The following is a 10,769-nucleotide window of genomic DNA, read 5'->3' as shown; positions in this document are numbered from 1 at the left end:
TGTTGAGTTCTCAAGGAACGGACGCTTCCTTCGTACTCACCCTCTCGGGCTTTCCTCCGGGCGCTTCCCTTCGGTATTTCGTGTCTCCGACTCTATCAGCCTTTTCCGTTCCCCCTGACCACCGATTCGCGGCACGCGAAAAGGGACCCGAGTTGAGGATCATTGCTTGATAGGTGCTGCCGACCCGCGACCCGAAGTCGTGCTGCGGTCAGGCAGGTCTACGACAGTACATCCGGTCGGCCGACGCAGGCAAATCGCTTTCCGCGCCCCCAGGGCCGTCAACTGGCAGCTCTTATGCGGAACCGTCACTTCCCATGACTTACCCTTCTCAACAGTCCGCCGTCCGCTCACTGACCGTGACGGTGAGGCGCTGCTCTTCTTTACCGCCCCTGGGAGGCTCTCCATGACCACCGTGACCGCGCCGCTGCCCGGACGGGCCATTGGACTCGCCGCTGTTCCCGATCCCGTGTTCGCCGGGGCGATGGTGGGGCCTGGTATGGCCATCGATCCCGTACGCGCGGCGGGCACGGCCGTCTCGCCGGTCGACGGCGTGGTGGTGTCCCTCCACCCGCACGCCTTCGTGGTGGTCGACGCGGCCGGGCACGGTGTACTGACACATCTGGGCATCGACACCGTGCAGCTCAACGGCGCGGGTTTCGAGCTGCTCGTCAGCAAGGGGGACACGGTCACGCGTGGCCAGCCTCTCGTGCGGTGGGATCCCGCCGCGGTGGAGGCGGCCGGGAAGTCCCCGATCTGTCCGGTCGTGGCGCTGGAGGCCACCGCGGACGCCCTCGGTGATCTCCGTGAGGACGGCGAGGTCGCGGCCGGCGACTCTCTTTTCCAGTGGCGGTGACGTCGCGGCCGACGGTGGCACCACCGTTGTTTGCCAGGGACGGGCGCGGGACGCTCGTCATAGATACGCCGTGGCGGTCTGAGCGCCGCGGCTCGACCGGGGACGGATGAGATGGAGACAACGCTGCGAGGCGTCGGGGTCAGTCACGGTGTGGCGATCGGCGAGGTCCGGCACATGGGGACCGCGGTGCTGGAACCGCCGGCCAAGCAGGTTCCGGACCAGGACGCCGAGCGTGAGCAGGGGCGGGCGCGGCAGGCCGTGGAAGCGGTGGCCGCCGATCTGATCGCCCGCGGCAACCTGGCCGGCGGCGAGGCTCAGGCCGTGCTCGAGGCGCAGGCGATGATGGCGCGGGACCCGGAGCTGCTGGCCGATGTGGACCGGCGGATCGCCGTCGGCAGTACGGCCGAGCGTGGTGTGTACGACGCGTTCGCCCAGTACCGTGCGCTGCTCGCCGGTGCCGGTGAGTACCTGGCCGGGCGGGTGGCCGATCTGGACGATGTGCGGAATCGTATCGTCGCCCGGCTGCTGGGCGTTCCGATGCCGGGTGTGCCGGACAGCGACGAGCCGTACGTGCTCATCGCCCGGGACCTGGCGCCCGCCGACACCGCGCTGCTGGACCCGACCCTGGTGCTCGGCTTCGTGACCGAGGAAGGCGGGCCGACGAGTCACAGCGCGATCCTGGCGCGCGCGCTCGGGGTGCCGGCCGTGGTCGCCCTCCCCGGGGCGGGCGAACTGTCCGAGGGCACGGTGATCGCGGTCGACGGCAGCACGGGTGAGATCTTCGTCGAGCCGGGCGCCGAGAGGCGTGCGGAGCTCGAGCGTGCGGCCGCCGCGCGCAAGGCCGCGCTGTCGGCCATCACCGGGCCGGGCGCGACGTCGGACGGGCACAAGGTGCCGCTGCTCGCCAACATCGGCGGGCCGTCGGACGTGCGGGCGGCCGTCGATGCCGGGGCCGAGGGTGTCGGTCTGTTCCGCACCGAGTTCCTCTTCCTGGACGACAGCGAGCAGGCGCCGTCCGAGGAGAAGCAGATCGAGGCCTACCGGACGGTTCTCGAGGCGTTTCCCGAGGGCCGGGTCGTCGTGCGGGTGCTGGACGCGGGCGCTGACAAGCCGCTGGACTTCCTGACGCCGGCGGACGAACCGAATCCGGCGCTCGGTGTGCGTGGTCTGCGGTCCCTGCTGGACCACCCGGACGTGCTGCGGACCCAGCTGACCGCGTTGTCGAAGGCCGCCGAGGGACTGCCCGTGTATCTGGAGGTCATGGCGCCGATGGTGGCGGACCGCGCGGACGCCAAGGCGTTCGCGGACGCCTGCCGTGCGGCCGGTCTCCGCGCGAAGTTCGGGGCGATGGTGGAGATCCCGTCCGCCGCGCTGCGGGCGCGCTCGGTTCTTCAGGAGGTCGAGTTCCTTTCGCTCGGGACCAATGACCTGGCGCAGTACACCTTCGCGGCCGACCGGCAGGTGGGCGCGGTGTCCCGGCTGCAGGACCCGTGGCAGCCGGCGCTGCTCGATCTGGTGGCGCTGTCGGCCGAGGCCGCCAAGGCCGAGGGCAAGAGCTGTGGTGTCTGTGGCGAGGCGGCCTCCGATCCACTGCTGGCGTGTGTGCTCACGGGGCTGGGCGTGACCTCCCTGTCGATGGGCGCGGCCTCGATCCCGTACGTACGGGCCGCTCTGGCTCAGCACACCCTGGCGCAGTGTGAGCGTGCCGCCTCCGCCGCCCGGGCGGCGGACAGCGCCGACGAGGCACGGCAGGCCGCGCAGGCGGTGCTGTCGGGCGAGTGACCGGCCCCGTCGCCGGGCCCGCGGATCCAGCGGCCCGGCCCGGGTGCCCGCACGCCGTCCGTTTCGGCTGACAGGGGCTTCCCGCCGGCTTCCCGGCGGGAAGCCCCTTCGGTTTCACCGGGCCTCGGTGGTCCTCGCTCGTCCTCAGCCGGCCCCGGTCGCCGTCAATGGTGCCTGCCCGTGTCGCCCGGCCCGTCGAGGCTCACCGCGAACCCGGCGCGGTAGTCGACCCCGGATTCCGGAGCGAGGGGGTCTCCCGTCTCCGCATCGGTGCAGTAGGCGTTGAAGACCTCGCCCGCGGTGAGCGGGACGAGGCTCGACCGGGACAGGCGCCAGCCGTGCACGCGGTCGTCGTCGCCCGGCACCGTCGTACGGAGCACCACGCCGCCGGCGCTCTCCAGAGCGATGCCCACGGCGAGCACGCTGACGAATTCGGCGGCTTCGGAGGAGCCGAGGCGAACCGGCTCCCGCTCTCCGGCCGGGTGCTCGGCGTGGACGACGGCCAGCAGTTGCTCGGTCCCGACGGGGACGCTGCACACGAGGTGGTGCGTTCCGGGACCGGCCGCTTCGAGCAGCCGCTCCAGCATGTGGGAGGCGCGGTCGAAGGCCGCGCCCGCGATGTCCTCTCCGCAGTCGGCGCAGTCCCCGAGGTCGGCGAGCAGTGTGGTGGCGTACTCCCAGGTGGCTTTGCGGACCGCCGTGCTGATGAGCTGCGGGACGAGGACGTCGACGCTCTGGCCCGTGTAGGCGACGGCCGCGCCGCTCGCGGGGATCCTGGCCGTGTAGCGGCCGCGGCCCGCCACGGAGTCCGGGTCCAGGCCGGTGTCCTCGCAGTACTCCGCGTACTCGTCCGGGTCGAAGAGGGCGACGGTGGCCGGCACGCCCTGGGACGCCAGCTCCTTCAGCAGTGTGTCGACGTGCCGCAGGTAGACCGCGTGGTCGTCGAAGACGAAGGTGCGGTAGCGGCGCATCGCCGCGAAGTCGTGTGCGTCTGCCAGCAGCCCGACGGTGCTGGGGACTTCGCGGCGGAGCCCGCGCCGGAGGTGCTTCTCCCTCCTCTTCTCTCCCCTGGTCCCCGCTCCCCTGGTCCCTGCCCTTTTCCCGCGGCCTCGCCGTCCCCTTTTCTCTTGTCGCCCGCCGTCCGCCGCCTGTCCCGACCGGCCCGGTCCGCCGGTGTGTCCGTACCACTCCGCGTGCGCCATGATTCCCCCTTGCGTACGGTCGATCTTTACTCACTCACCGTAATCGAGAGGTCTGACAACGCGTCCGCCGGCGGGGCGCCCGGAACAGGGCGGTCCGGGCGGTCAGGCGCGGTCGCGGGCGAGTTTCTCGTAGAAGCGGAGCAGTTCGACGTTGTCGACGGAGCCCGCGCTCACCGCCTGGTCCAGTGCCGCGCCCTGCAGGAGCCGCTTGACCGGGACTTCGATGCGCTTGCCCGTCAGCGTGTGCGGAATTCCGGGGACTTCGATGATCTCGTCGGGCACATGGCGAGGTGAGAGCCGGTCCCGGATCGTCCGTTTCACCCGGTCCCGAAGTGTGTCGTCGAGGACGGCGTCGGGCGCCAGGTGGACGAAGAGCGGCATCCAGTAACCGCCGTCGGGCTGTTCGAGGCCGATGACCAGGGACTCGCGGATCTCGGGGAGGCGTTCGACCGCCTCGTAGATGTCCGCGGAGCCCATGCGGACCCCCTGGCGGTTCAGGGTGGAGTCGGAGCGGCCGTGGATCACGACCGAGCCGCGGCCGGTGAGGGTGATCCAGTCCCCGTGCCGCCAGACGCCGGGGAACGTCTCGAAGTAACTCTCGCGGTAGCGGCGGTCGTCGGGGTCGTTCCAGAAGCGGACCGGCATGGACGGCATGGGGTTGGTGACGACGAGCTCCCCGACCTCGTCCACGACGGGCCGGCCCTGGGCGTCCCACGCCTGGAGGTCCGTGCCCAGGCAGGCCGCCTGGAGTTCGCCGATGTGGACGGGGAGGGTGGGGACGGCGCCGGCGAAGCAGCTGCACACGTCGGTGCCGCCGCTGACGGACGCGATCCACAGGTCGTCGGCCACCTCGTCGTGCAGCCAGCGGAACCCGTCGGGCGGGAGCGGGGAGCCGGTGGTGGCGACGCAGCGCACCCGCGAGAGGTCGTGGTCGCGGCCGGGGTGCGCGCCGGCCTTGCGGCAGGCCATGACGTACGCGGCGGAGGTGCCGAACAGGGTGGCCCCGGTCCGCTCCGCGACCGCCCACTGGGCGTCCACGGCGGGGTGGCCCGGGCTGCCGTCGTACAGCACGACGGTGGTGCCGGTGAGCAGGCCGGAGACGAGGAAGTTCCACATCATCCAGCCGGTGGAGGTGTACCAGAAGAACCGGTCCTCGGGGCCGAGGTCGCAGTGCAGGCCGATCTGCTTGTAGTGCTCCAGCAGGATGCCGCCCTGGGACTGGACGATGGCCTTGGGCAGGCCGGTGGTGCCGGAGGAGTACAGGATCCACAGGGGGTGGTCGAAGGGGACGTGTTCGAAGACGTCGCTCGCCTCGCCGATCCGGGTGCCGGCGGCCGTCGTGGCACCGGCGTCGACCAGATCGGCCCACGGGAGGGCGCCCTCGGGGGCGGGTGTGCCCAGCAGCGGGACGTGGATGACGGCGCGCAGCGTGGGCAGTTCGCGGCGGAGTTCGGCGACGGTCCCGGTGCGGTCGTGTTCCTTGCCCCCGTAGCGGTAGCCGTCGACGGCGATCAGCACGACGGGCTCGACCTGCTGGAAGCGGTCCAGGACGCTTCGGGCGCCGAAGTCGGGGGCGCAGGAGGTCCAGACGCCGCCGACGGCCGCCGTGGCGAGCAGCGCGGTGACGGCCTGCGGGATGTTGGGGAGGTAGCCGCTGACCCGGTCGCCGGGGCGGACTCCGAGGCGGCGCAGCTCCGCGGCGAGCGCGGTCACCTGGCGGCGCAGCTCCGCCCAGCTGATGGTGGCCGGCCGCTGCTTCTCGTCCAGATGGATGAGGGCCGGTTCCTGGGCACGGGCCGGGTCCTCGGCGGTGCGCAGGGCGTGTTCCGCGTAGTTGAGGGTGGCGCCGGGGAACCACCGGGCGCCGGGCATGGCGCGGTCGGCCAGGACGCGTTCGTACGGGGTGGCGAAGCGGATGTCGAACCAGTCGGCGACGGCGCGCCAGAACGTCTCCAGTTCCTCGACGGACCAGCGGTGCAGCGCCGCGTACCCGCCGTCGGCGGGAGCGCCGTACCGGTCGGCGGCCCAGGCCTGGAAGCGGGTGATCGCGGCGGCCTCGATACGGCCGGGGTCGGGCGCCCAGAGCGGGGCGGGGCTGGCGCTTGCGGTCATGGGGCGGCTCCCGGGCTGACTCGACGCTGGTGTGGTGTTTTAAGGGCCCTGTGTTCCGGGGCCGGCGACTGGTTCTTGGACAGGCTGGGTCCTGGCACGGACGATGCCATGTGATCGCCTCTCGCACCAGGTTTCGGCCCCGCCGTCCACCTGCTGTGACGGTGCTGCCGCCGCGGGTGAACGGGAGTTGAACAGAGCGCGCTCGGGGGCGGACGAATGGCAGGCTGAGCAGCATGGACGGTGGTGAGCTGGTGCGTTCGATGAAAGTGGTCGGCTCGATACAGGGATGGCGGGCGGCGCGGACCGCCTGGCGTGGCCGGCGCGAGGACGCCAGGGAGCTGCCGCCGCGCGGGCCCGAGCGGGCCCGGGTGCCGGGTCCCGCCGCGGGCGCGGAGCCGTCGCCCGGGGGCGGCACCGTACGGTTCGCGCGCGCTGAGCTGCATGTCCGCGTCACGGTGGGCGGTGCGGTCTTCTGGGGCTGGGACGGCGCGGAGCCACTGCCGTCGTACGCGCTCGACGGGGGCCCGCCGGAGCCGGACCCGCGGGCCGCTCTCGAACCGGACACCGACGGCGGCTGGCGTGTGGTGTCGGAGCGGGTGACGGTGGCGGTCTCCCGCCACGGCGGTGTGGAGGTGCGCACTCCGGGCGGTGTGGTGCTGCGCCGTGAGCTGCCGCCGCGCTGGTGGGAGCCGGTGGCCGGCGGGCCCGCGCGCTGGGCGCAGCGTGGCGAGGTGCCGGCGGACGCGCGGTTCTTCGGGCTGGGCGGGCGGGCGTCGGGGCCCCGGCTGCGCAGCGGCACGTACCGGCTGTGGAACACGGACCCGGGTGGCCGGTTCGGCCCGGACGACGACCCGTTGTACGTGACGATGCCCGTCCAGCTGGTGGTGTCCGACGCGGGGACGCATCTGGCCTTCTACGACAACACCTGGGACGGCCGGGTCGTCCTCCGGGAGGGCGAGGAGGGCGCGGGCTCGGGGCACGACCGGCCCGGCACCAGCGAGCTGCGGATGGAGGGCGGGCCGCTGCGCTGCTGGGTGGTGACGGGCACACCGGCCAGGGTGCTGCACACGTGGACGGCGCTGACCGGGGCGCCCGTGGCGCCGCCGTCCTGGGCGCTGGGCCCGCAGCACGCGCGCTGGGGGTTCGGCGACGAGCGTGAGGTGCGGCGGATCGTGGCGGGGTACCGGGAGCGGGACCTGCCGCTGTCGGCGGTCCATCTGGACATCGATCACTTCGAGGCGCACCAGGTGTTCACGGTCGACCGCGAGCGCTTTCCCGATCTTCCGGGGCTGGCCAAGGAGCTGCGCGCGGACGGGGTCCGGCTGGTCTCGATCGTCGATCCGGCGGTTCCGGCGGCTCCGGGGAACGCGGTGCGCGCGAGCGGGCGCGCGGACGTCCCGGGGGGCGCGTTCGTGCGGGACGCCCGGGGCCGGGAGGTGCGGGGGGTGGTCTGGCCGGGCGAGTGCGTGTACCCGGACTTCACGGATCCCGCGGTGCGCGAGTGGTGGGGCGAGCTGTACGAGGAGCGGCTGGCGCAGGGGTTCTCCGGGGTGTGGCACGACATGAACGAGCCGGTGTCGTTCGCGCCGTTCGGTGACCCGACGCTGCCCCGGTCGGCGCGGCACCGGCTGGAGGGGCGGGGCGGCGACCACCGCGAGGCCCACAACGTGTACGGGCTGGCCATGGCGCGGGCGGGTTTCGAGGGGCTGCGGCGGCTGCGGCCCGACGACCGCCCGTTCCTGTTCTCGCGCTCCGGCTGGGCCGGGATGCAGCGCTATGGGGGCACCTGGTCCGGTGATGTGGCCACGGGCTGGCCCGGGCTGCGGGCGTCGCTGTCGCTGGTGCTGGGGCTGGGGCTGTGCGGGGTTCCGTACTCGGGTCCCGACGTGGGCGGTTTCGACGGGAGTCCGTCCCCCGAGCTGTATCTGCGCTGGTTCCAGCTGGGGGCGTACCTGCCGCTGTTCCGGACGCACGCGGCGATCGACGCGGGGCGCCGGGAACCGTGGGAGTTCGGTGCGCGGGTCCTGGAGCACGCGCGGGCGGCGCTCGTCGAGCGGGAGCGGCTGCGGCCGTACTTCGTGACGCTGGCCCAGCTCGCCCGGGTGACGGGGGCGCCGTACGTGCGGCCGCCCTGGTGGGGCGCGCCGGAGGACCGGGCGCTGCGTGCGTGCGAGGACTCGTTCCTGCTGGGTGACGCGCTGCTGGTGGCGCCGGTGCTGGAGCCGGGTACGGACCGCCGGGCGGTGCGGCTGCCGCGCGGGCGGTGGTACGACACGGGGACGGAGACCGCGTACGAGGGGCCGGGCCAGGTGCTGTTGGACGCGCCGTGGTCGCGGATCCCGGTGCTGGCCCGGGGGGGCGCGGTGATTCCCGTGCGGGGCCCGGGGGGCCGGCCGGAGCTGGAGGTGTGGGCGCCGGCGCCCGGGACGACGGGTGGCGGGCTGGTGGTTCCGGACCCGGGCGACGGCTGGGCGGACGGGGAGATCGAGCGGTACACGTCCCGGTGGGCGGACGACGGCGTACGGGTGGAACGGGTCACGGACGAGGGCCCGGTGGCCCCTCGGTGGCCGGTGCGGGTACGGGGCGTCCGGTAGTCCGGACGGGCCACTGGGGCGGCGCGCGCGTCGGACGTGCGCCGCCCGTCGCCACCGCGGCGGGACCGGCCCTGACGGGCATCGCCGCGGTTCCGGATCCGACGTCGGCCACTGCCGGAGGCTTCGATGACCAGGCGGGCGGTGTGGTCCGTCTCCCCGGGCTCCGTGCGGACGGTCGGCGGTGGGCGGCGCGGAGCGGGTCCGGCAGGGGTTTCACCGGGCTTCGCGTGGGCTCGCGGACCGTGTCCGATGCCTCTTCCCCCGGGTGGCGCCGAGCTGATAGAGCAATGTGTCCATGACAACGATGCGATCCATGCGATCCGTTCTCCGAGGTTTGGCCACATCGGCCGCCGTCCTGCTCGCCGTCACCACCGTCTCCCCCACCGCCCGGGCCCGGACCGCTGAGCCGGAGGCGCCGGCGGCGCCCAGGGAGTTCGTGGCACTGCGCACGGTGGCGCCGACGATCATCGAGGAGATGCGGTACGTCACGCCCCACACCTTCCTGGGCGTACCGGTGGCCGGCTACCGGGAGCCGGTCTGCATCGTCACCCGGTCCACCGCGGAGGCGCTGCGGCGTGCCCAGGCGACTCTGCTGCGGCGCGGCTACTCGCTCAAGGTCTACGACTGCTACCGGCCGCAGCGTGCCGTCGACCACTTCGTGCGGTGGGCGGCGGACCTCCGGGACGAGCGCATGAAGGCGGAGTTCTATCCGAGGGTGGAGAAGTCGCGGCTGTTCGCGGACGGTTACATCGCGGAGAAATCCGGCCACAGCCGGGGCAGCACGGTGGACGTGACCGTGGTCAGGCTGCCCGCGCTGCCGACCAGGCCGTACCGGCCCGGTGAGAAGCTCACTCCGTGCCACGGCCCGAAGGCCGCGCGGTTCCCGGACAACTCCCTGGACATGGGCACGGGTTTCGACTGCTTCGACACGCTCGCGCACACGGACGACCCCCGGATCCGGGGCGAGCAGCGCGCCAACCGGCGGCTGCTGGGAACGGCGCTGGAGAGGGTGGGGTTCACCAACCTGCCCGAGGAGTGGTGGCACTTCACGTACAAGCCCGAGACCTTCCCGGACACCTACTTCGACTTCCCGGTGGCCCGGTCCTCGGTCGCCGGGCACTGAGGGCGCGTCGCGCGGTCCGTGCTCCGTCCGGTGGGGGCGCGGACCGCGCGCCGCGCCGTACCGCGGGCGAGCCGGTCGCCGGTTCGCGGGCGGCGGGCACGTGGCGCACCGGCGGCCCTGTCAGTTCACGGCGGGCTCGCGGCGCAGCGTCGCCCGGTTCAGGGCGTGTTCGACCACCGCGACCAGCACTTCCTTGACGGATTCGCGGTCACGCGCGTCACACATCATCAGCGGCACCTCGGGGTCGAGGTCGAGCGCCGCGCGCACGGTCCCGGCGGGAAAACGGTCGGCGCCCTCGAAGCAGTTGACCGCGACGGTGAAGGGGATGCCGCGCCGTTCGAAGTAGTCCACCGCGGCGAAGGAGTCCGCGAGCCGGCGGGTGTCCGCCAGCACGACCGCCCCCAGGGCGCCCTGCGCGAGTTCGTCCCAGAGGAACCAGAACCGGTCCTGGCCGGGGGTGCCGAACAGGTACAGCACCAGGTCCTCGCGGAGGGTGATCCGGCCGAAGTCCATGGCGACCGTGGTGGTCGTCTTGCCCTCCACCCCGTCGACGTCGTCCACGGGCCGGCCGGCCTCGCTCAGCGTCTCTTCCGTCCGCAGCGGTCTGATCTCGCTGACCGCCCCGACCAGTGTGGTCTTGCCCACGCCGAAACCACCGGCCACCAGGAGCTTCAGCGTCACCGGTGAGACCGGACGCGGCCGGTGGCTAGAGCGCCCGAAGGCCATTGATCACCTCGCGGAGAATGTTCACGTCCGGCAGTTCGGCCGGCGGAACGGGACGGGTTACGTGGACCAGTTCGTCCTCGACGAGGTCGCCGACCAGGACCCGGACCACCCCGACGGGGAGGTCGAGTCCCGCGGCGAGCTCGGCGATCGACTGGGGGGTGTCACGACAGCGTTCGACGATCTCCACATGCTCCGGGGAGAGCGTCTGGTCCCGGCCGGGGTCCTCGGCCGCGGGTTCGGGAACGACGACCGCGATCAGGTCGAGCCGGTGGCGCACCGTGCTGCTCGTGCGGCCACGCGTCATCGCATAGGGACGTACCACCGGTCCGGCTTCGCCGTCGAACCAGTGCTGCGTATCCTGACCTGCGTCACTCATC

Annotated in this window: 8 protein-coding genes; 4 read left to right on the top strand and 4 right to left on the bottom strand. The window is 72.9% G+C overall.

The annotated features are described in order from the left end of the window. The first annotated feature begins 403 nt into the window (after nucleotides 1–403). Both IG02_RS0134190 and ptsP read left to right on the top strand, forming a co-directional pair. Nucleotides 404–853: a PTS sugar transporter subunit IIA gene (locus tag IG02_RS0134190; RefSeq protein ID WP_030757132.1), complete on the top strand. Its 450-nt coding sequence runs from the start codon at nucleotides 404–406 to the stop codon at nucleotides 851–853. Nucleotides 854–964: 111 nt separating this feature from the next. Next, entirely contained in the window at nucleotides 965–2,635 is a 1,671-nt protein-coding gene (ptsP, locus tag IG02_RS0134185; protein ID WP_030757129.1) for a phosphoenolpyruvate--protein phosphotransferase, read from the top strand. A gap of 164 nt (nucleotides 2,636–2,799) precedes the next feature. Here the strand turns inward: ptsP and IG02_RS0134180 are convergent, their stop codons facing one another. Both IG02_RS0134180 and IG02_RS0134175 read right to left on the bottom strand, forming a co-directional pair. Continuing rightward, entirely contained in the window at nucleotides 2,800–3,837 is a 1,038-nt protein-coding gene (locus IG02_RS0134180; protein WP_420707818.1) for a hypothetical protein, read from the bottom strand. Nucleotides 3,838–3,939: 102 nt separating this feature from the next. After that, a complete protein-coding gene (locus IG02_RS0134175) occupies nucleotides 3,940–5,949 on the bottom strand; it encodes an acetoacetate--CoA ligase (RefSeq protein WP_030757123.1) in 2,010 nt (669 codons plus the stop codon). A gap of 233 nt (nucleotides 5,950–6,182) precedes the next feature. Here IG02_RS0134175 and IG02_RS0134170 point away from each other — a divergent pair, with 233 nt between their 5' ends. Both IG02_RS0134170 and IG02_RS0134165 read left to right on the top strand, forming a co-directional pair. Beyond that, nucleotides 6,183–8,543, top strand: coding sequence for a TIM-barrel domain-containing protein (locus tag IG02_RS0134170; RefSeq protein ID WP_030757120.1), 2,361 nt, complete (start codon nucleotides 6,183–6,185; stop codon nucleotides 8,541–8,543). A gap of 313 nt (nucleotides 8,544–8,856) precedes the next feature. Then, a complete protein-coding gene (locus IG02_RS0134165; protein ID WP_420707817.1) occupies nucleotides 8,857–9,666 on the top strand; it encodes a M15 family metallopeptidase in 810 nt (269 codons plus the stop codon). A gap of 120 nt (nucleotides 9,667–9,786) precedes the next feature. Here IG02_RS0134165 and IG02_RS0134160 read toward each other — a convergent pair whose 3' ends face one another. Further along, nucleotides 9,787–10,392 (bottom strand): GTP-binding protein, encoded by a 606-nt coding sequence (locus tag IG02_RS0134160; protein WP_030757116.1) that lies wholly within the window; start codon nucleotides 10,390–10,392, stop codon nucleotides 9,787–9,789. Then, nucleotides 10,373–10,768, bottom strand: coding sequence for a DUF742 domain-containing protein (locus IG02_RS0134155; protein ID WP_030757113.1), 396 nt, complete (start codon nucleotides 10,766–10,768; stop codon nucleotides 10,373–10,375). Before IG02_RS0134155 ends, IG02_RS0134160 begins: the two co-directional genes overlap by 20 nt. Nucleotide 10,769: the final 1 nt, after the last annotated feature.

It is taken from the genome of Streptomyces sp. NRRL F-5135, from assembly GCF_000719775.1.
GTDB lineage: Bacteria > Actinomycetota > Actinomycetes > Streptomycetales > Streptomycetaceae > Streptomyces > Streptomyces hebeiensis.
This window is presented reverse-complemented; position numbering and strand designations above follow the sequence as displayed.